Source organism: Actinomadura sp. NEAU-AAG7 (assembly GCF_018603865.1).
Taxonomy (GTDB): domain Bacteria; phylum Actinomycetota; class Actinomycetes; order Streptosporangiales; family Streptosporangiaceae; genus Spirillospora; species Spirillospora litoris.
This window is the reverse complement of the sequence record NZ_JAHFZY010000005.1, coordinates 578,731-598,720: the sequence shown is the minus strand read 5'-3', so window position 1 is coordinate 598,720 and position 19,990 is coordinate 578,731. Positions and strand designations below refer to the sequence as shown.

General features: G+C 75.5%; 19 protein-coding genes. 8 read left to right on the top strand and 11 right to left on the bottom strand.

Translation table 11 applies throughout. The features are described 5' to 3' along the window. Complete coding sequence (locus KLI87_RS25480; protein WP_214618973.1) at nt 1-855, bottom strand: amidohydrolase family protein; 855 nt, start codon at nt 853-855, stop codon at nt 1-3. A 130-nt stretch (nt 856-985) separates the two neighbouring features. Here KLI87_RS25480 and KLI87_RS25475 point away from each other — a divergent pair, with 130 nt between their 5' ends. Beyond that, nucleotides 986-1,963, top strand: a complete 978-nt coding sequence (locus tag KLI87_RS25475) for a diacylglycerol kinase family protein (RefSeq protein WP_214618972.1) — start codon at nt 986-988, stop codon at nt 1,961-1,963. On the opposite strand, the gene KLI87_RS25470 is transcribed toward KLI87_RS25475, so the two are convergent. Both KLI87_RS25470 and KLI87_RS25465 read right to left on the bottom strand, forming a co-directional pair. Further along, a complete protein-coding gene (locus KLI87_RS25470; protein ID WP_156215398.1) occupies nt 1,960-3,069 on the bottom strand; it encodes a P1 family peptidase in 1,110 nt (369 codons plus the stop codon). The two genes, KLI87_RS25475 and KLI87_RS25470, sit on opposite strands and share 4 nt — an antisense overlap. Further along, the gene (locus KLI87_RS25465; protein WP_156215397.1) at nt 3,066-3,755 is read right to left on the bottom strand and encodes a TetR/AcrR family transcriptional regulator; all 690 of its coding nucleotides are present in this window, start codon (nt 3,753-3,755) and stop codon (nt 3,066-3,068) included. The genes KLI87_RS25470 and KLI87_RS25465 overlap by 4 nt, the downstream gene beginning before the upstream one ends. Before the next feature lie 151 nt (nt 3,756-3,906). Between KLI87_RS25465 and KLI87_RS25460 the strand changes: the two genes are divergently transcribed. After that, nucleotides 3,907-5,340: an APC family permease gene (locus KLI87_RS25460; RefSeq protein ID WP_156215396.1), complete on the top strand. Its 1,434-nt coding sequence runs from the start codon at nt 3,907-3,909 to the stop codon at nt 5,338-5,340. 37 nt (nt 5,341-5,377) lie between these two features. Here KLI87_RS25460 and KLI87_RS25455 read toward each other — a convergent pair whose 3' ends face one another. Together KLI87_RS25455 and KLI87_RS25450 are read right to left on the bottom strand one after the other, a co-directional pair. Further along, on the bottom strand, nt 5,378-5,935 hold the full coding sequence (locus KLI87_RS25455; protein ID WP_156215395.1) for a PadR family transcriptional regulator: 558 nt from the start codon (nt 5,933-5,935) through the stop codon (nt 5,378-5,380). A gap of 85 nt (nt 5,936-6,020) precedes the next feature. Beyond that, nucleotides 6,021-6,887 (bottom strand): aldo/keto reductase, encoded by an 867-nt coding sequence (locus KLI87_RS25450; RefSeq protein ID WP_214618971.1) that lies wholly within the window; start codon nt 6,885-6,887, stop codon nt 6,021-6,023. Between KLI87_RS25450 and KLI87_RS25445 the strand changes: the two genes are divergently transcribed. The 4 genes from KLI87_RS25445 to KLI87_RS25430 are packed head-to-tail and all read left to right on the top strand — an operon-like array spanning nt 6,886 to nt 9,720. Beyond that, the gene (locus KLI87_RS25445) at nt 6,886-7,656 is read left to right on the top strand and encodes a DNA-binding response regulator (RefSeq protein ID WP_250904200.1); all 771 of its coding nucleotides are present in this window, start codon (nt 6,886-6,888) and stop codon (nt 7,654-7,656) included. The genes KLI87_RS25450 and KLI87_RS25445 overlap by 2 nt on opposite strands. Nucleotides 7,657-7,685: 29 nt before the next feature. Next, a complete protein-coding gene (locus KLI87_RS25440) occupies nt 7,686-8,453 on the top strand; it encodes an SDR family oxidoreductase (protein ID WP_214618970.1) in 768 nt (255 codons plus the stop codon). Nucleotides 8,454-8,477: 24 nt separating this feature from the next. Continuing rightward, nucleotides 8,478-9,389 (top strand): NAD-dependent epimerase/dehydratase family protein, encoded by a 912-nt coding sequence (locus KLI87_RS25435; RefSeq protein ID WP_156215391.1) that lies wholly within the window; start codon nt 8,478-8,480, stop codon nt 9,387-9,389. 10 nt (nt 9,390-9,399) lie between these two features. Then, nucleotides 9,400-9,720, top strand: a complete 321-nt coding sequence (locus KLI87_RS25430; protein ID WP_214618969.1) for a co-chaperone GroES — start codon at nt 9,400-9,402, stop codon at nt 9,718-9,720. Here the strand turns inward: KLI87_RS25430 and KLI87_RS25425 are convergent. The 3 genes from KLI87_RS25425 to KLI87_RS25415 form a co-directional block, all read right to left on the bottom strand. Next, a complete protein-coding gene (locus KLI87_RS25425; RefSeq protein ID WP_214618968.1) occupies nt 9,717-11,255 on the bottom strand; it encodes a glycosyltransferase family 2 protein in 1,539 nt (512 codons plus the stop codon). The two genes, KLI87_RS25430 and KLI87_RS25425, sit on opposite strands and share 4 nt — an antisense overlap. Then, entirely contained in the window at nt 11,252-13,606 is a 2,355-nt protein-coding gene (locus KLI87_RS25420; RefSeq protein WP_214618967.1) for a glycosyltransferase family 2 protein, read from the bottom strand. Before KLI87_RS25420 ends, KLI87_RS25425 begins: the two co-directional genes overlap by 4 nt. A 210-nt stretch (nt 13,607-13,816) precedes the next feature. Further along, the gene (locus tag KLI87_RS25415) at nt 13,817-14,824 is read right to left on the bottom strand and encodes an SMP-30/gluconolactonase/LRE family protein (protein WP_214618966.1); all 1,008 of its coding nucleotides are present in this window, start codon (nt 14,822-14,824) and stop codon (nt 13,817-13,819) included. Between the two features lie 102 nt (nt 14,825-14,926). On the opposite strand from KLI87_RS25415, the gene KLI87_RS25410 reads away from it, so the two are divergent. Next, nucleotides 14,927-15,379, top strand: a complete 453-nt coding sequence (locus tag KLI87_RS25410) for a MarR family winged helix-turn-helix transcriptional regulator (protein WP_214618965.1) — start codon at nt 14,927-14,929, stop codon at nt 15,377-15,379. A 7-nt stretch (nt 15,380-15,386) separates the two neighbouring features. On the opposite strand, the gene KLI87_RS25405 is transcribed toward KLI87_RS25410, so the two are convergent. Further along, complete coding sequence (locus KLI87_RS25405; RefSeq protein ID WP_214618964.1) at nt 15,387-15,539, bottom strand: hypothetical protein; 153 nt, start codon at nt 15,537-15,539, stop codon at nt 15,387-15,389. A 69-nt stretch (nt 15,540-15,608) separates the two neighbouring features. Between KLI87_RS25405 and KLI87_RS25400 the strand changes: the two genes are divergently transcribed. Beyond that, nucleotides 15,609-15,755: a hypothetical protein gene (locus tag KLI87_RS25400; protein WP_214618963.1), complete on the top strand. Its 147-nt coding sequence runs from the start codon at nt 15,609-15,611 to the stop codon at nt 15,753-15,755. Here KLI87_RS25400 and KLI87_RS25395 read toward each other — a convergent pair. After that, a complete protein-coding gene (locus KLI87_RS25395) occupies nt 15,748-18,801 on the bottom strand; it encodes an AAA family ATPase (RefSeq protein ID WP_214618962.1) in 3,054 nt (1,017 codons plus the stop codon). The genes KLI87_RS25400 and KLI87_RS25395 overlap by 8 nt on opposite strands. Next, a complete protein-coding gene (locus KLI87_RS25390; protein ID WP_156215386.1) occupies nt 18,798-19,931 on the bottom strand; it encodes an exonuclease SbcCD subunit D in 1,134 nt (377 codons plus the stop codon). The genes KLI87_RS25395 and KLI87_RS25390 overlap by 4 nt, the downstream gene beginning before the upstream one ends. Between the last annotated feature and the right edge of the window lie 59 nt (nt 19,932-19,990).

Below are 19,990 nucleotides of genomic sequence, written 5' to 3'. Positions count from 1 at the left end.
TCAGGCGAACAGCTCGGCCGCGGAGTCGTGGCAGACGGCGCGCAGCCAGTCGTCGCCGAGGCCGAGGGCGGCCAGCGACTCCAGCTGGTGGGCGTAGGCGTAGGGGATGTTGGGGAAGTCGGTGCCGAGCAGCACCCGGCCCGCGAGGCCGAGGTCGCGCAGGCGCGGCAGCAGCGCGTCCGGGAAGGCGCCCATCTCGGCGAAGCCGGTGAAGGTCATCGTGGTGTCCAGGTGGACGCGCGGGTAGCGGTCGGCCAGGTCGAGGAAGCCCTCGTACTCGGGCGCGCCCATGTGGGCGATGACCGCGGTGAGGTCCGGGTGCCGGGCGAGGACGTCGCCGAACGGGCCGGGGCCGGTGAAGCCGTTGGCGACGGGCCCCGACCCGGCGTGGACGACCGCGGGCGTCCCGGCCTCGGCGAGCGTGCCCCACACCTCGTCCAGTTCGGGGGCGCGCGGGTCGAACCCGCCGACCTGGAGGTGGACCTTGAAGACGCGCGCGCCCCCGTCCAGGGCGCGGCGCACGTAGCCGGCGACGCCCGGTTCGGGGTGGAACGTCGCCGACGGGACGCATTCGGGGACGCGCGCGGCGAAGTCGGCGGCCCACGCGTTCAGCGACTCGGCCATGCCCGGACGGTGCGCGTAGAGCAGCGAGGTGAACGCGCGCACGCCGAGCCCGCGCAGGGTCGCGAGCCGCTCGTCCTCGGGGAGGCGGTACCGGATCGGCCACTCGGTGCCGATCAGCGGGCCCGCGTCGTCGAAGTACGCCCAGACCGCGCTCAGCAGCCGCTGCGGCATGAAGTGGACGTGGACGTCGAAGAGGCCCGGCAGGCCGAGGCTCCGCCAGAACGCGGGCACGGCCGAATCAGAACGCGGTTCTACCACGCCCCCGACTCTAAGCGATCTTCGCCCCGCACGCGCCTCGCCCGTGTACTCCCCGCCCGTGCGGGCAGGAGTCGGCGGAACACCGGCGGGTAGGGTGGCGGCGATGCGGAGCAAGGCGGAGCTGGAGGCGGCGATCCGGGACGGCGGCCGCGCCGTCCTGGTGGTCAACGCCCGTTCGCGGCGGGGCCGCCGGCTCTACGGCGCGGCGCGGCGGCTGCTGCGCGAGGCGGGGCTGGAGTTCGTCCGCGTGCTGCCGGTGACCGACCCGTCGCGGCTGCGCGAGCTGTTTGCGGAGGTCCTGGACCTGGAGCCCGACCTGGTCGTCGTCGGCGGCGGGGACGGCACGGTCGCCGAGGCGGTCGGGCACCTGGCGCACCGCGACATCGCGCTCGGCGTGCTGCCGCTCGGCACCACCAACAACTTCGCGCGGAGCCTGGAGATGCCGCTCGACCTGCCCGGCGCCGTCCGCACGCTCGCCGTGGCCGGGCCGGACGGCGGCAAGGTCGCGGACGTGGACGTCGGCTGGTTCGAGAGCACCGGCGACCGGCGGGGGCCGGAGGACCGCGAGCACATCTTCGCGAACATGATCAGTCTCGGGCTGTCGGTGGAGGTCGCCCGGAGCGTCCCGCACACGCTGAAGCGGTTCCTCGGCCGCCCGGCCTACGCGCTGACGGCGGCGCGGCTGCTGCCGCGGCACTCCGCGTTCACCGCCCGGATCACGATCGACGGCGAGACCCGCGAACTGACGACGCACCAGCTCAACGTGGCCAACGGGGCGCACCACAGCGGGCAGCGCATCGCCCGCGACGCCAGCCCCGACGACCGGCTCCTCGCCGTCTACCGGCTGGGCGACGAGCGGCGGCTGCGGCTGGCGTCGGCGACGGCCCGGCACGTCCTGACCGGGCCGTGGCGGTCGCTGGAGGAGGACGCGTTCCTCACCACCGGGCACGTGGAGATCGAGACCGACCCGCCGCTGCGCGTGGACGTGGACGGTGAGATCCGCGGCCGGACCCCGGTCACGATCCGGCTGCGCGGCAACGCCCTGCGAGTGATCGTTCCTCGCAGTTTCAACGACACCTAAAGCACGCCGCGCGCGGCGAGCAGCTCCTTCAGCCTGTCGTGCGGGAGTGCCGGGGAGCGGTGCCCGTCCCGTCCGACCATGGTGCGGGCGGACAGCAGCGCGTTCAGCACCGCCTCCTCGACCGCCTGCACGACCGCCTCGTAGAACGGGTCGATGCGGTTCCACGGCACGAACCGGAGCGCGTCGTAGCCCGGCTCCCCCACCGGGAACCCGGTGCTGATCGCCCCCGGGTTGGCGCTGGAGAAGGCCAGGAACACGTCGCCGGACGAGTGCTGCCCGTAGGTGCCGGTCCGGGCGAGGCCCAGCGGGACGCGGCGGGCGAGCGCGGCGCACTGGCCGGGCAGCAGCGGCGCGTCGGTGCCGACGACCACGATGACCGAGCCCGCCCCGGCGAGCCCGAGCCAGTCGGTGTCCTCCATGGGGTTGTCGTCGGCGAGGTCCGCGCCGACGGGCACCCCGCAGACGCTGAGCTGCGCGCGGGAGCCGAAGTTGGCCTGGACGAACACGCCGACGGTGTAGGGGTCGGCGCCGTGCTCCACGACCCGCGAGGACGTGCCGCTGCCGCCCTTGAAGCCGTAGCAGTTCATGCCGGTCCCACCGCCGACCGAGCCCTCCTCGACCGGGCCGCCGCGCGCCGCGTCGATCGCCGCGACCGCGTGCTCGGGGCGGACGTGGTCGCCGCCGATGTCGTTGAGGTAGCCGTCCCAGGTCTCGGCGACGACGGGCAGCATCCACTCGCGGGCGTCGGGTCGCTCGCGCAGCGCCCAGTCGATCGCGCCGCGGTGGCACGCGCCGACCGCGTGCGTGTTGGTGATCAGCACGGGCAGCGTCAGCGCGCCGGTCTCGGCGATCCAGTGCGAGCCGGTCATCTCGCCGTTGCCGTTGAGGGCGTGGATCCCGGCGGCGCACGGGTCGCCCGCCCCCGCCCGGCCGCGCGGCAGCAGCGCGGTCACCCCGGTGCGCACCGGCCCCCCGCCGCGGCGGAGCGGGCCGTCGCCACTGGTCAGCGTGGTGTAGCCGACCTCGACGCCGGGGACGTCGGTGATCGCGTTGTGCGGGCCTGGCAGGCCGGGCAGCGGCAGGCCGAACTGGCGGGCGCGGGTCATCGGTCCCCTTCCGGGTCGTGGTCGTGCGGGGCCGCGGCGGTGCGCGGGTCGTCGAGGGCGTGCGGGGGCGCGGCGGCCTCGATGGCCTCCAGGGTGAGGCCGGTGGCGTCGGCGGCGGCGGCGAGCAGCAGCCGCGCGGCGCGGGGGGCGTCGAGGGTCGGCGCGGCCATGACGATGTGCAGGCCGTACCCGTCCTCCAGCGCGACCAGGTTGCGGGCGATCGTCGCGGCGTCGCGGGTCAGCGTGAACGCGCCGGTGGCGGCGCCGGTGTCGAGGATCCCGGCGTAGATGCCGACCTGCCGCTCGTACAGCCGGATGTGCTCGGCGGCGTAGGAGACGTCCCGGCGGGCGATGGTGCCGAGTTCGTACAGCAGCACGCACAGCTCGTCGTCCGGGCCGGTCGGCAGGCCGCTGCGGACCATCGCCGCGAGCCGCCGGAGCGGGTCGGGCTCGCCGCGCACGGCCTCCTCGCGCCCGGCGCAGAACCGCTCGACGGCCTCGCGCTGCACCTCGCGCAGCAGGTCGTCCAGGGTCGGGAAGTAGTACAGGACGGAGCCGGAGGACATGTCCGCCTCCTCGGCCACGTCGCGCAGCCGCAGGTCGAGCACGCCGCGTCCGATGACGGCGCGGCGGGCGGCGGCGACGAGGTCGGCACGCCGTTCGTGGGCCCTGCTGGGTCTCGCCATGCCCGACATTCTCTGAAGATCTTTCAGACAATGCAAGTCAGGCATCGACGCGAGAAAGCCGAGACCAAGACGTTACCCGTCCCCTTATTGACCTGGGCGGCAGGTGTTCTTTGATACTCGTTCAAAGAATTTTCGACGCGGAGGTGCCCTGATGGCCGCTCCTGAGGTCCGTCCCCCGGCCGCCGCCGACCGCCCCCCAGTGCTGCACCGCGGCCTGCGGACGGTCGGCGCGCTGCTCATCGTCCTGTCCGCGGTCACGCCCGCGTCCTCGGTCTTCATCATCGCCCCGGGGGTGATCACCCAGGCGGGCACGGGCGCGTTCCTCACCTTCGCGGCGGCGGGCGTGGTCGGCATCTTCATGGCGTTCGTCTACGCCGAGCTGTCCTCGGCGTATCCGCTGACGGGCGGCGAGTACGCGATCGTCGGGCGCACGCTCGGCCGGATGCCCGGGTTCGTGGTGCTCGGCCTGATCCTCATCACCCAGCTGCTGATCCTGGCCGTGATCGCGCTCGGCGTCGGCACCTACCTCGGCGTGGTCGTCGACGGGCTGAACGGCCCGGTCGTCGCGGCGGTCACGGTGGCCGCCGCGACCGTCATCGCGATCTTCGACATCAAGGTCAACGCGGTGGTCACCGGGATCTTCCTGGCGATCGAGATGCTCGCGCTGCTGATCCTGTCGGCGCTCGGGTTCCTGCACGTCGAGCGGTCGTTCACCGACCTCGTCGCGCACCCGGTGGTGGCGGCCGACGGGTCGGGGGTGACCGCCGCGTCCGCCGGGCTGATCGCCGCCGCGACCGCCGTCGCGATCTTCGCCTACAACGGCTACGGCTCGGCGGTGTACTTCGGCGAGGAGACCCACGACGCGCGGAAGGCCATCGCCCGGACGATCCTGTGGGCGCTCGGCATCACGGTCGCGGCCGAGCTGATCCCGGTCACCGCCGTGCTGCTCGGCGCGCCCGACCTGGACACGCTGCTGCACTCGGACTCGATGATGGAGTACTTCATCACCGAGCGCGGCGGCGCGACCCTCAACAAGGTGATCAGCCTGGCGATCGCGCTCGCCATCCTGAACGCGGTGATCGCCATCATGCTGCTCACCGCGCGGCTGATCTTCAGCTCGGGCCGGGACGGCACCTGGTCGCCGCGCGTCGACAAGGCGCTGACCACGCTGCACCCCCGCTTCGGCACGCCCTGGATCGCGACGGTCATCGGCGGGGTCTTCAGCGCCGCCGCGTGCTTCCTGGAGGAGAAGTTCCTCCTGGTCGTCACCGGCACGTCGCTGGTGTTCGTCTACGGGGCGCTGTGCCTGGCGGTGATCGCCGGGCGCCGCAACGGGACCACCGCCCACGCGGGCTACCGGATGCCCTGGTTCCCGGTCGCGCCGGTCGCCGCGCTCCTCGCGCTCGTCTACGTGGTCTACCAGAACGCCAAGGACCCGGAGGTCGGCCGGCCGAGCCTGTTCGTCGCGCTCGGCGTGATCGCCGCCGCGTCCGCCTACTTCGCGCTCGTGCTGCGCCGCCGCGGCGGCTGGCACCTCCAGGGCGCGGCCGACGAGGAGCCGGCCGGCGAGGACCCGACCGGCTGACCGCGCGGCGGCCCGGTCGGCGACCGGGCCGCCCGCGTCAGCGCGGGTCCTCGGCCATCCGGTAGGCGCCCGACTCCAGGCGCCCGATGAGGCCCTCCGTCCACGCGGTGGCGGACTCGGCCGAGTGGATCCACCAGCCGAGCAGCTCGCGCAGGTGGTCGGCGGGGTCCTGCTGGTCCTGGAGGGGGGCGATCGACGCGCGCCACGCGGCCAGCCCGTCCAGCCGCTCCCGGAGCAGGCGGAGGGCCTCGGCGCGGGTCAGCTCGGTCAGGAACCCGAGCCCGGCCGTGAGCATCTCCGGGTGCCGGACGTCCACCGTGGCGATCGCGCACCGCAGCAGCCGCAGGAACTCCGCCCGGCCCTCCTCGGTGATCTCGTAGTCGGTGTGCGGGGGCCCGGCGTCGCTCTCCTCGACGTCGTGGGCGCGCAGCAGGCCCTCCTTGGCCAGTTGCCTGAGCGCGTGGTAGATCGAGCCGGGGTTCACGTGGGCCCACTCGTCCGAGCCCCATGACATCAGCTCGCGCCGCACCTCGTAGCCGTGCGCGCGCCCGAACCGCCGAACCCCGCCGAGGACCAGCAGCCGCGTCGTCGACATCCCTACCCCGTTCCCCCTGACATGTCCGGGGATCAGGCTAGAGCGTCGGGCGGGCCGATGGCCCCGTGCCCCGCCCGATCGGCGGCTAGCCGCCGAGTTCGGCGAGGTCGTCCTCGGTGAGGCGCAGGCCGGCGGCGCCCATGTTCTCCTCCAGGTGGGCGAGGGAGCCGGTGCCGGGGATCGCCAGCATGACCGGCGACAGCGCCAGCAGCCCGGCGAGCAGCACCTGCGGCACGGTCGCGCCGTGCCGGGCCGCGACGGCCTTGACCCGCGCGTCGTTGGGGATGCCGAAGCCGCCGAGGGGGAAGTAGGGCGCGTAGCCGATGCCCTCGCGCTCGCAGACCGCCAGCATCTCCGCGTCCCGGGGCCGCGTCACGTCGAACCGGTTCTGGACGGCGGCGACCGGCGCGATCGCCCGCGCCTCCGCGAGCTGCGCCGTGCTCACATGGCTCAGGCCGAGGTGCCGGATCAGCCCCTCCTCGCGGAGCCCGGCCAGGGCGGCGAAGCGCTCGCCGATCGCCTCGCCCGCCGGGTCCTCCATGCCGCCGGGCCGCAGGTAGACCAGGTCCAGGCGGTCGAGGCCCAGCTCGCGCAGGTTGCGTTCCACCTCGGCGCGCAGCCCCGACGCCGGGAGCTGCCCGGCGGGCGTCCGGTCGTCCGGGCCCCGGTAGGGCCCGACCTTCGTCGCGACCACCAGGCCGGACGGGTAGGGGCTCAGCGCCTCGCGGATCAGCTCGTTCGCGGCGAGCCCGTGCCGGTAGTAGAACGCGGCGGTGTCGATGTGGTCCGCGCCCAGCTCGACCGCCCGGCGCAGGACGGCGAGGGCCGTCCCCCGGTCGTTGGCGGGCGCCTCCAGCGTGGCGGCGGGCAGCCGCATCGCGCCGAAGCCCAGCCGGGAGATCCGCAGGTCGCCGCCCAGGTCGAAGTGCCGCTCATCAATGATCTTCGTCATGCGTCCCACTGTGCCGACGGGCCCGCGCGGCGGCGAACGGCTGGCAGCTTGCTGCCAGTTCCGGGGGCCCGGCGCCGGTGGCAGACTGGACGCGATGAGCGTCGACCTGGACCGCAACGTCGTCCTGCGCGGCGAGGCGGAGCTGGCCGCGCGCGCCGGGCGGCTGTTCGCCGCGCGCGAGGAGTTCCTGTGCGCGGCGCACGACCTGTGCACGTGGGCGCTGCCGAGCGTCCACGAGGAGGTCGTCGCGCGGTGGCGGCGGGAACCGCCCGCCCCGTCCGCCCCGCGCGCCCGCAAGCTCTACGCCCCGGCGGCGCTCGCCGACGAGGAGTCCGAGCGGCGGCTGGTCGAGTTGGCCGCGCGCGGGCCCGAGATCCGGATCTGCGCGACGCCGCTGCCGCGCGAGACGATCGTCGTCGACCGGCGGGTCGCGATCCTCGCCGGGCCGCCGGTGGCCGGGGTGCGCGAGTACACCGTCGTCCGGTCGCCGGGCGTGGTGGCGGGCGTGCTCGCGCTGTTCGAGGCGACCTGGGAGACGGCCGCGCCCCTCGCCGTCCACCGCCGCTCCCGCCCGCCGGCGCTGGGCGAGGAGAGCCGGACCATCCTGCGGCTGCTCGCGGGCGGCCTGAAGGACGAGGCCGCCGCGCGCCGCCTCGGCCTGTCGCTGCGCACCTACCGGCGCCGGGTCGCCGAGATCCTCGTCCTGCTGGACGCCGACTCGCGCTTCCAGGCCGGGCTGCGCGCCCGGGACCTCGGCCTGATCGGCTGACCCCCCGCCGGGGCCCTAGGCTCGGGGGCATGCCGACCGCCTTCATCACGGGTGCGACCGCCGGGCTCGGCGCCGCGTTCGCGCGCCGCCTCGCCGCCGACGGGTTCGACCTGGTCCTGCTCGCCCGCGACGCCGAGCGCCTCGACCGGGCCGCCGCCGACCTCGGCGGCCGGTACCGGGTGGACACCGAGGCGCTGCCCGCCGACCTGTCGACCGAGGAGGGGCTGCTCGCCGCGCAGGAGCGCGTCCGCGCGGGCGTCGACCTGCTCGTCAACAACGCCGGGTTCGGGCACGGGAACGTGTTCCCCGACGTGCCGCTGGACGCCGAGCTGACCATGCTGCGGGTGCACTGCGAGGCCGTGCTGCGCCTCACCCACGCGGCGGTGCCCGGCATGCTCGACCGGGGGCGCGGCGGTGTCGTCAACGTCTCCTCAGCCGCCGCGTTCGGGGTGCGCGGCACCTACGGCGCGTCCAAGGCGTGGGTGGTGCACTTCAGCGAGGGCGTCGCCGCCGACATCGCGGGACGCTCGCCCGGCACGGTCCGCGTGATGGCGCTGTGCCCGGGGTTCGTGCGCACCGAGTTCCACGAGCGCGCCCGGATGGACGTGAGCGACGTGCCCGGCTTCATGTGGCTGGAGGACACCGCCGTCGTCGACGCGGCGCTGCGCGACCTGCGGCGCGGCGTGCGGGTCAGCGTGCCGAGCCTGCGCTACAAGGCGCTCGTCGGCGCGACCCGGCTGCTGCCCCGCGAGCTGACCGCGCGCGTGTCCTCCACCCGGGGGCGGCGGCGGACCTGACCGCCCGTCCGGGATGCTGGTGGCATGCGGGTTCTGGTGACGGGTGCGGCGGGCTATGTCGGGTACGCGGTCGGACGGCGGCTCGTCGCCGCCGGGCACGAGGTGGACGGCCTCGTGCGGCAGACCGGCGCGGTCCTGCCGAAGGGGGTCCGGCCCGTCCTCGGCGATCTGCTCGACCCCGGCGGGCTGCCGCGCGGCCCCTACGACGGGGTGTGCCACCTGGCGGCGCTGACCCGCGTCCGCGAGTCGTTCGCCGACCCGCTGGGCTTCTTCACCGTCAACGTCCAGGGCACCGTGAACCTGCTGCGGGCGGTGGAGGCGGCGCGCGTCGTCTACGGCTCGACCGCCGCCGTCTACGGGACGCCCGAGCGGCAGCCGATCCCCGAGACCGAGGGCACCGCGCCGACCAGCCCCTACGGCGCGTCCAAGCTGGCCGCCGAGCAGGCCGTCCGCTTCCACGCCCGGACGGGCGCGACCGGCGCCGCCGTGCTGCGGACGTTCAACGTCGCGGGCTCGGTGGACGGCCGCCCCGACCCCGACGAGACCCGGCTGATCCCGAAGGCCCTCGCGGTCGCGGCCGGGCGGGCGCCCCGGCTGGAGGTCAACGGCGACGGCGGCGCCGTCCGCGAGTACCTGCACGTGGACGATCTCGCCGCCGCCCACGTCCGCGCGCTGGAGGCCGTCCGCCCGGGTGAGGAGCGGGTCTACAACGTCGGCAGCGGCACCGGCGCGGCCGTCCGGGACGTGGTCGCCGCCGTCGAGGAGGCCACCGGGCGGGCCGTGCCGACGCTGCGGCGCCCGCCGCAGCCCGAGCCGCCGCTGCTGCTGTGCGAGGCCGCCGCGATCCGCGCCGACCTGGGCTGGCGCCCCGCCCGCTCGTCCCTGCCGGAGATCATCGCGTCCGCGTGGGACGCCCTGACCCGCGCGGACGGCTAAACTCCCCGGCGTGTCCGAACCGAAGTTCGAAGTCCAGATGCTGCACGACCGAGTCATGATCAAGATGGAGAAGGACAGCGGCGAGCGCCGCAGCACCGGCGGGATCGTGATCCCCGCGACGGTCGAGCAGGGCAACCGGCTGGTGTGGGGCGAGGTCTGCGGGGTCGGCCACCACGTCCGGATCGTCAAGACGGGCGACCGCGTCCTGTTCCACCCGGGCGAGCAGTTCGAGGTCGAGATACAGGGCGAGAACTACCTGGTCATGCGGGAGCGCGACCTGCACGCGATCGCCAGCGAGCGCCCCGAGCACGGCACCGGCCTCTACCTCTAGGCGGGCGTCCGCTCCCTGGCGGCCGCGGCGTCCACGGACTCCGCGGCGTCCGCCGCGTCCGCCGCGTCCGCCGCGTTCTCCACGAGGCCGTGGTCGGTGAGCTCCCAGAAGTGCCGCCTGCTCGGCCGGACGAGCTGGAACAGCGCCTTGTACGCCGCGACGCTCATCAGCGCCCAGTACAGCGGGATCGTGACCATGACCCGGACGGCGCGGAACAGGCCGCGCTCCAGGCACCCGGCCATCGCGCAGTAGACCATCAGCAGGTTCCCGGCGACCATCGTGACGACGCCGCAGTACAGGACCGGCGGCGGGAACACCGCCTGCACGTGCCGCGTGCCCGTGCACAGGTAGAGCGCCGTCAGCGTCCAGAAGAACGGGTTCGCGAGCGTGGTGAGCGTCGGGAACCCCATCGTGAGGTGGAAGGCGAGCGTCCGCCGGGTGCCGAGCTGCCGCCACAGCAGCAGCGGGTGCCGGGTGTGGACGAGCCAGGTCTGGATGTACCCCTTGATCCAGCGGCTGCGCTGGCGGATCCAGTTGCCGAGGCGGCTGTTGGCCTCCTCCTCGGTGACCGAGTCCATCATCCGCACCTCCCAGCCCCGGCGGGCGATGCGGATGCCGAGGTCGGCGTCCTCGGTGACGTTGTAGGGGTCCCAGCCGCCGAGCGCCGCGAGCGCGTCGCCCCGGAAGTGGTTGGAGGTGCCGCCGAGCGGGATCGCGAGCCGGTGCCGGTCGAGGCTGCGCAGCCACAGGCTGAAGTTGGTGGCGTACTCGGCGGCGAAGCACCGGGTCAGCCAGTTCGTCCAGGGGTTCCAGTACTGGAGTTCGGCCTGCACGCACACCGTCCGGTCGGGCAGCGACGCGAACGCCAGCGCCGCCTTGCGGAGCTGGTCGCGGTCGGGCCGGTCCTCGGCGTCGTAGATCACGACGAGCTCGCCGCGCGCCCGCGCCAGCCCGATGTCGCACGCCTTCGGCTTCGTCCGGGGCGGCGACGGCGGGATGAGCACGACCTCGAACGGCGCGTCCAGCGCGGGCAGCGCGGCGCGGGTCTCGGCGTCGTCCTCCTCGATGAGCAGCAGGATCTGGAGGCGGTCGGCGGGGTAGTCCAGGCGGCCGAGCCGGTCGAGCAGCACCGGCAGCACCCGCGCCTCCCGGTAGAGCGGCACGAGGACGGTGTAGGGCGGCAGGTCCTCGTCCCGGACGGCGCGCAGCTCGTCCTCGCCGAACCGGATCACCGGCGCGGTCCACGCGGTCGCCACCATCACGGTCCGGAACACCAGCGACAGCAGGTAGGCGCCGGTGACCGCCCAGACCGCCGCCTGGACCCACCGGACCGGCGACGGCCCCGCCCCGGTCAGCGCGTGCGCGGCCAGCGCCGCGGCGACCGCCGACGGCAGCGCGACGGCCACGGCCGCCTGCCCCCGGCTGATCGTGCGGCGCGCGCTCAGCTCCTCGTCCACGGGCGCCACCGGGCCCCACGGCGGCGCGTCCAGGACGGCCGTGTCCGCCGCGCCGCCCGTGGCGTCGGTGAGCGTCATCGCGTCCCCGCCAGCCGGTAGACGCGCTGGGTCGCGTCCCGGTAGAGGAGGGTGTAGTCGCCGGCCAGCCGGGGGTTCTCGCGCAGCGCCCGCCAGGTGCGGTCCGGCGACCCGGGGAGCGTCCGCGCGTAGATCCAGCGGACGCGGCTCCCGGCCGGGTCGGCGAGCGCGCGCTCCCACAGCCGGAAGCTGCCCTCGTAGACGACGCGCCCGATCGGGATGCGCGCCCGGAACGCGATCTCCTCGTTGCCGTAGTTCTCCATCAGCACGGTGCCGCCGTCGTAGTGGGCGCGCAGCCAGGACGCGGCGCCGGTGACCGCCCGGCGGTGCGCGCCGTCCTGCCAGCGCTGGGGTTCGGCGAGCGTCGCGGTCCCGGGCACCGCGAGGGCGGTCGCGACGACGCCGGCCGCCGCCGCGGCCCGCGGCAGGCCGCCGCGGAGGTTCGGCGCCAGCGACACGAGGTACCCGGCGAAGACGGCGGCGGCCAGGGCCATCACCAGCCCGAACCGCACGTTGTAGAACCCGCCCTGGACCTCCGGGACGTACAGGGGGCGCTGCCCGGTGTCGAGGGCGTAGACGAAGAACGGCGCGAACGCCAGCAGGACGAGCGGCGCGACCGCCGCCGGGCGCAGCCTCCCGCGCCACACGTAGGCGGTCAGCCCGGCCGCCGCGAGGAGCAGCGTCGGGTAGCCGAGGTTGTGGACGACGGCGAGCCCGTAGGTCCGCGCGGCCGTGAGCGGCGCCCCGACGTTGGCGTCGCCCGCCATCACCCACAGCGACGGCTTGGCGTAGTCGCCGGAGTACCAGCACAGCGCGTCGTCGAAGATCACGTGGCCCCACACGACCCACGCCGCGATCCCGCCGAAGGCCGCCAGTGCGAAGAAGACGAGGTGCGCCTCCGCCCGCGCGTAGGACCTCCAGCGGCGTACCGCGACGTAGGCCACCACCAGCGTCACGGCCGCCGCGAGCAGCCAGCCCTCGTAGCGCGTCAGGGTGGCCAGCAGCGTCGCCACCGCCGCCGCCGCGAGCCGGGAGTACCGTCCGGTGCGGCACCACGCCTGGAGGTGGTGGACGGCGGCGGCGACGCAGGCGAACAGGAGCAGCTCGGTCATCGGGGTGCTCTGCAGGTAGAGCACGTTGGCGTTGAGCGCGAACAGCCCGGCCGCCGCGAGCCCCGCCCATCGGTCGCGGCCGGTCGTCCGGTCCCGTGCCGGGCCCGCGGCCGCCGCCGCGCCGGCCGCGATCAGGTACACATACCGGACCGTCATCGTGTAACCGGCCATCGAGACCACGGTGCCGCCGAGGCCGGAGTGGAACAGGCCGTCCTGCCAGACGAACGGCAGCGCCAGCAGGTGCGGCAGCGGCAGCCACACCCCGCCGAGCTGCGCCGCGCCCGCCGTCGGGCTGTCGACCACCCGGCGGGCGATGAGCAGGTGCGAGACGGCGTCGTTGTAGGCGAGCACGGTGCCGTGCCGGAGGTGGTGCGCGAGCGCGGCGGCCGACAGCGCCACCGCCGCCGCCGTCACCCCGGCGAGGACGCGGTCCCTCGGGTTCAGCACCCACCGCGCCCACCGCCACGTGTAGCCGTCGCGGACCAGGATCCGGTACACGTGGACGAGGCTCAGCAGCGACCGCGCGATGACCCACGGCGACGCCCCGGTCGGGCGGCCGTGCGCGCGGGGCCGGTGGTCCACCGGGTGCTCGACGACCCGGGCGCCCCGCCGCCTGATCTTGGCGAGGATCTCCGGGTCGATCGCGGCGGCCTCCCCCACCAGGCCGAGGCCCTCGACGACCCGCCGGTCCAGCAGCTTGTAGGCGCAGTCGACGTCCCGGCTGCGGGTGCCGAGCAGGATCCGGCTGAGGATCGTCCACAGCCGTCCGCTGGCGCGGCGCGCGGAGGAGTCGGCGCGGTGGCGGCGGAACCCCGTCACGGCGTCGGCCCGCTCCTCGCGCCTGACCCGCAGCAGCGCGGGCAGGTCCGCGGCCGTGAACTGGCCGTCGGAGTCGGTGAGCAGCAGCAGTGGCAGGTCGGTCAGCTCCAGCGCCACCGCGATGCCCGTGCGGACCGCCGCGCCGTACCCCCGGTTGGTGCCGTGGTGGACGCCGATGACCCGGCCCGCGTGCCGCGCGACCAGGCCGTCCAGGATGTCGCCGGTCGCGTCGGGGCTGCCGTCGTCGACGACCACGACGCGGTGCTCGTGCCCGGCCGCCTCCAGCGTCGCCAGGAAGTCCCCGACGGTCGCCGCGAGGTTCTCCTCCTCGCGGTAGGCGGGCATGACGACGACCACGCCCTCCCGTGTGGCGCGCGCCCCCGGGGCGGTGCCGCCCGCCCGCAGTTCCACCGCCGTCATGAGCGCAATTCCCCGAGACCTCGCCGCCTGGGCGCACCCGGGGTGCGCCCCTCGCGCTCATTCTCACCGCGCCCCCGGCACGCCCCACCAAGCCGACGATCAAGGAGCAGCAAAGATCCACAGCGCCGGGCCCCGACACCTCCCGCTTTGCACGGCTATCCGCCCGAGGCGTCCCGCCAGGCCCGTGACCTGGCGGGACACCTCACCGGGTCACAGCCCCCGGACGGCGGCGACGCTGAACGGGATGCGCGGGACGCCGTCCCCGAGCGGCCCGCCCTTGTCGAACTGCGAGCGGACGACGTAGAGCGTGCCGCGGCTGCGCACCAGCGTCGTCGGCAGCTCCAGCGCCGCGCTCGCGGCCCGGCGCTCCCGGCGGGCGGTGGCGCCGCCGTTCCCGATCCGCCAGCGGGAGATGGCGTTGTCGAGGTTGTGGACCGCCCAGAGGCGCCCGTCCTGGAGTTCCAGGCCGTCGGCGTTGCGCAGGTCGCCGCCCTCCAGCGCCACCTTGCGGACCGCCCCCGAGGCGGCGTCGAGCCGGTACAGGTCGCCGCCGGTCATGTCGACGGTGAGCAGGTACCGCCCGGACGGGTCGGCGACGATGCCGTTCAGCGTGAACGCCCCGGGCGCGTGCTGCTCGACGGCCTCGCGGAGGTCGAAGCGGGGGCGGAGGTCGGCGCGCCCGCCCTGGGCGACGTCGCGCGGCGTCACCCGGTAGACGAGGGAACGCGCGCTGTCGGTGATGTAGGCGTCGCCGTTGGGGGCGACGGCCACGTCGTTGACGAACTTCGCGTCCGTGCCGGGCACAGCGAACCGGGCCAGCAACCTGCGGGTCTTCGTGTCGTAGACCGAGACACCGGACGAGGAGTCGCACACCCAGAGCCGTCCGGCCCGGTCGGCGCGCACGCCGTTGGCGGTGCGGCGGCCGTCCGCGCCGGCGGGCAGGAACACCTCGGCCACGCGCCGTCCGCGCGTCAGCTTGTAGACCGAGCCGTCCTCGTAGGACGCGACGTAGAAGTCACCGGTGCGGGGGTCGAGGGTGATGCCCTCCGGGTAGACGCGGGCGCCCGGCAACTCGAACGCCGTGGACACACGTATCCGGGACGAGGCGGGGGCGACGGCGGCGGCCGGGGCGGCGCCCGCCGGCGCGGCGAGGGACGCCGACGCGGGCAGGACGGCGAGCGCGAGCGCGGCGGCGGTCGTGCGGGTAAGGCGGTTCATACTGCTCCATTCGCACTGACTTATAAGAACGTACACGAACGATAGTTAGAGTTCTAATACTCGTCAACCTGCGATCATTCGAAGGCTCGATACCATGCGGAGATGACCTCAATGCCCGTCCCGGAGCGGATCGGCTCCTACCTCAAACGCGCCGAGCAGGCGCTCAACGGAGCCAAGCAGGCCGCGGTGAAGCCGAGCGGGCTCACGGTGCCGCAGTACGCCGCGCTGCTGCACCTCGCCGACCACCCCGGGATGTCGGCGGCGGCGCTGGCCAGGGCCTGCGCCGTCACCCCGCCGACGATGAACACCGTGCTGAAGAACCTGCGGGAGCGCGGCCTCATCGAGCGGACCCCGCACGAGTGGCACCGCAACATCCTGGAGACCCGCCTCACCGCCGAGGGCGAGGCGGCCATGGCCGACGCGGACGCCCGCGCCGTGCGGATCGAACGCGGCCTCGCCGCCAAGTTCACCGACGCCGAACGCGAGACGCTGGTCGAACTGCTGGGCCGCTGCATCACCTTCCTGGAGGCGGCCCGCCCCGCCCGCAGCGGCTGACCGCCACTCACCCCCCGGCCGCCGCAGACGGCCTCGGGGCCGGCGCCGCGCGCAGCGCCGGGACGAGCATGCGGCGCGCCTCGGCCGGGGTCAGCGCGGCCGGGGTCGGCAGCGGGTTGATGTAGCGGGTGTGGCTGAGCCCGCCGAGCACCGTCACCACGGCCGTGGCGCGGACGGTCGCGTCCCGACCGCCGCGCGCGAGCTGTTCGCCCTACTGCGCACCCCAGGGGTGGGCGAGGAGACGGTCCTGGAGAAATCGCTGTTCGTCGAGGGGCTCCCGGGCACGCTCGCCCCCGCCGACCTCGACGTCTACCGCCGGCCCTGCCCGACCCCGCGGAGCCGCCGCCCGGTGCTGGCGGGGGCGCGGGTCAGATGACGACCTTGGCGGTGGAGCCGGTGCGGTCCTTGGTGACGCGGAGCTGCGCCGGGATGCGGGCGCGCAGTTCGGCGACGTGGCTGACGATGCCGACCGCGCGGCCCCCGTCGCGCAGGCCGTCCAGGACGTCCATGACCTCGTCGAGCGTGTCCTCGTCGAGGGTGCCGAAGCCCTCGTCGACGAACAGCGTGCCGATCTCGGTGCCGCCCGCCTCGGCGGTGACGACGTCGGCGAGGCCGAGCGCGAGCGACAGCGAGGTGATGAACGACTCGCCGCCCGACAGCGTCACCGGGTCGCGTTCCAGGCCGGTCCAGGCGTCGGCGACGCGCAGCCCGAGCCCGCCCGCGCCGCGCTTGGTGTCGCCCGCCGCCTTCTCCGTGGTGTGGACGAGGGCGTAGCGCGCGCCGGACATGCGGGCGAGCCGCTCGTTCGCGGCGGCGACGACCTGCTCCAGCCGCGCGGCCAGCACGTACGCCGACAGCGACATCGCGTGCCGGTTCGCGGCGGACTTGCCCGAGGCGAGCCCGGCGAGGCGTTCGGCGACCTCGTGGCGTTCGGCGGCGGGGCGCCAGGCGCGGACGGCGGCGTCCAGGTCGCGGCGCAGCTCGGCGAGGCGGTCGCGGCGGTGCCGGGCGCGGTCGGCGGCGGACGCGGCGCCGGTGTGCGCGGCCTGCGCCGCCGCGAGCGCGGCCTCCAGCGCGGGCAGGTCGGGCGCGGGCCCGGCGGCGGCCGACCGCAGCGCCGGGTCGTTGAGCTGGTCGCGGACGGCGGCCTCCTCGTCCTCGAACCGGCGGAGTCTGTCGCGCAGCCGCGCCTGGTCCTCGTCGGGCATCGCGGCGGCGAGGACCTCGTCGGGAGCGGCGAACCCCTCGTCCTCGGCGGCGGCCTTCGCGGCGGCGCGGGCGGCGGCCAGCTCCCCGGCGGCGAGGTCGGCCGCGCGGAGCGCCTCGGCGGCCTCGGTGAGCGCGCCCGCCTCGCGGCCGAGCCGGGCGATCCGCTCCTCCAGGCTGCCGTCGTCGCCGCGCGCCTGGTCCAGCTCGGCGCGCAGCCGCGCCTCCTCGGCGGCCAGCTCGCGCTCGCGGGTGCGGTTCTCGGTGAGCGCCCGGTCGATCTCCTGCCGGGCGCCGCGGACGCGGTCGAGCTCCTGCTCGTCCCCGTGCACGGCCGCCTCCAGCCGCTCGGCCTCCGCGAGCGCGGCGTCGGCGTCGGCCAGCGCGGCCTCGGCGCCCTCCAGCTCGGCGCCGAGCGCCCCGGCGGTCAGCTCACCGACGATCTCCAGCAGCCCGTCGCGCTCGGCGCGGCGCGCCTGCACCTCGGCGGTGGCCCGCTCGCGGACGTCCTGTGCCCGCTCGAACGCCGCCTGCGCCTCCTCGACCTGCTCCTGCGTCGGGATCGGCGCGAGCGAGGTGCCGGGCGCGGGGTGGTCGGGCGAGCCGCAGACCCGGCAGGGGACGCCGTCCTCCAGGTCTTCGGCGAGGACGGCCGCCATGCCCTCCAGCCGGGCCTGGCGCAGGTCCTGGACGTGGTCCCGGGCGTCCTGCGCGGCCCCGACCGCGGCCAGCCGGGCCTCCTCGGCCTCGGCGAGCAGATGTTCGACCTGGTCACGGCGCTGCGCGGCGTCGAGCCTGTGCCGGACGCCGTCGGCGGCGGCCACGGCCCCGGGACGCGTCGCGGCGACCGCGCGGGCCGCCTCCAGCTCGGCGCGGCGCGCCTCGACGCGGCCGGGCAGCTCGGCGAGGGCCGCGGACACGCGCGCCTCCTCGGGCTCCAGCCGCCGCAGCTCCGCCGCCAGCTCGCCGCGCTCGTCCCGGACCCGCCGCAGCCGGACCGCCGTGCCGCGTTTGCCCTCCAGCGCCGCGGCGTCGTCGCGGCGCTGCCGCTCGGCCTTGGCGAGCACGTCCTGCGAGGCGTTCGGCGGCAGCAGCGCGCCGACGCGGGCGCGCGTCTCGTCGGCCCAGCGGCGCGCCTGCCGGGCCCGGTCGTGCCGGTCGGCGACCGCCCGCACCAGCGGGACGACGCGCTCGGCCCGGGCGGCGGCGTCCAGCCGCGAGGCGACCCGCGAGCGCTCCTCAGCGCGCTCGGCGAGGGCGGCGCGGCGCGCGGAGGCGTTCTCGTGGCGGCGGCGCAGGTCGGCGAGGTCCTCCGCCGCCTTCAGCGCGGCGCGCGCGGCCTCCACCTCCCCGGCGGCGCCCGCCCGCAGCTCCTCGACCACGGCGCGGACGTCGGCGTGCCCGCCGGCCAGCTCCGCCGCCCACGCGGGCAGCGCCTCGACCTCGGCGGCCTCGGCGTCCCCCCGGCGCGGCGCGGGCACGGCCGCCCGGCGCCGCTCGCCGGCGGGCCCGGCCGGTGCCGTGTTCGCGGCGGCGTGGGGCGGGGGCGAACCGGTCGTCTCGGCGACGCGGTCGGCGACCGAGACGGCGCGCGCGGCCAGCTCGGCGGCCTCGCGGCCGGTGGCGGCGCGGCGGTCGGCCAGCCACTTCTCGACGTGGGTGAACACCTCGGTCGCGAAGAGCCGTTCGAGGACCTCGCGGCGCTTGTCAGCCCCGGCGCGCAGGAACCCCGCGAACTCGCCCTGCGGGAGCAGCGCCACCTGGCAGAACTGCGTGGCGTTCATGCCGAGCAGCCGGGAGACGAGGTCGCCCGCCTCGTCCAGCCGCGTGGTCAGCCCGATCCACCCGCCGTGCTCGAACTCCTCCAGGACGACCTTGGCGTGCTGGGCGGTCGTGCCGGACCCGCGCAGCTTGGGCCGCTCCCACGCCGGGGACCGGGTGAGGCGCAGCCGCCGGCCGCGCACGGTCGTCTCCAGGACGACGCGCGGCGCGGCCCCGGGCGGGGCGTGGTCGCTGCGCAGCCCCTTGACGGCGCCGCGCGCGCCGGGCACCTGCCCGTAGAGGGCGAAGCAGACGGCGTCGAGCACGCTGGTCTTGCCCGCGCCCGTCCGGCCCTGGATGAGGAACAGGCCCGCGTCCGACAGCGCGTCGAAGTCGATCTCCTCCGTCGCGGAGAACGGCCCGAACGCGGTGACCTCCAGGCGGTGCAGCCTCAAGCGAGCGCCTCCTTCCGCCGGAAGGACTCGAACGCCTCGTCCAGCAGGGCGCGCTCGGCGGCGGTCGCCGGGCCGTCGGTGACCTCGGCGACGAAGTCGCCCGCGATGTCGGGGTCGGACCGCTCCGCGACGCGCTCGGACCAGGTGCGGGCGTCCTCCGCCCCGCCGCCCTCGGGCTCGTAGCCGAGGACGAGCGCGTGCGGGAACCGGCGGCGCAGCCGCTCCATCGCCGCGGCGGGGCGGCGCGGGTCGGTCAGCGTGACCTGGAGCCAGCGGTCCTCGTACTTCTTGAACGCCTCGCCCGTGAGGAGGTCGTCGACGCGGCCGCGGATCCGGGAGATCCGGCGCGGGACGGGGGCCTCCGCGAACTCGGCGGCGACGCCGTCCGCGCGCAGGTCGAGCAGCCAGAACCCCTTGACGTGCCGGTCCTCGGAGAAGGAGTAGGCCAGCGGCGAACCCGAGTACCGGACGCGGTCGGTGACGCACCAGGCGCCGTGCAGGTGGCCGAGCGCCGCGTAGTCGACGCCGTCGAACACCGGCGCGGGCACGTGCGACGAGCCGCCGACGGAGATGTCGCGCTCGCTCTCGCTGGCCTCGCCGCCGGTCACGAACGCGTGCGCCAGCACGACCGACCGCAGCCCCGGCCCGCGCCGCGCGGCGTCGGCCCGGACGCGGCGCATCGCCTCCGCCAGCGTCGCCGCGTGGCTGCGCTCGTCCAGCTCCCACTCGTGCCGGACCAGCTCGGGCTCCAGGTAGGGGATGCCGTAGACGGCGGCGTCGCCGACGACGACGGGCTCCCCCACCCGAGTGAAGTCGGTGCGGACGTGCACCCCGGACGCGTCCATCAGCGCCGACCCGAACCCGAGCCGCCGCGCGGAGTCGTGGTTGCCCGCGATGAGCACGACGCGGGTGAGATCCTTCAGCCGTCCGAGCGTGTCGTCGAACAGGCGGACGGCGTCCACGGCGGGCAGCGCGCGGTCGTAGACGTCGCCGGAGATCAGCACGCAGCCCACCCGCTCCGCCCGGACGGTCTCGACCAGATGGTCGGCGAACGCCGCCTGGGCGGCCAGCAGGTCCTCGCGGTGGAACGATCTGCCGAGATGCCAGTCGGAGGTGTGCAGGATTCTCATGTCGCAGCAACCATAGGCACCCCCTACGACACATCCCGCGCAGAAACGCCGCGTTCCCT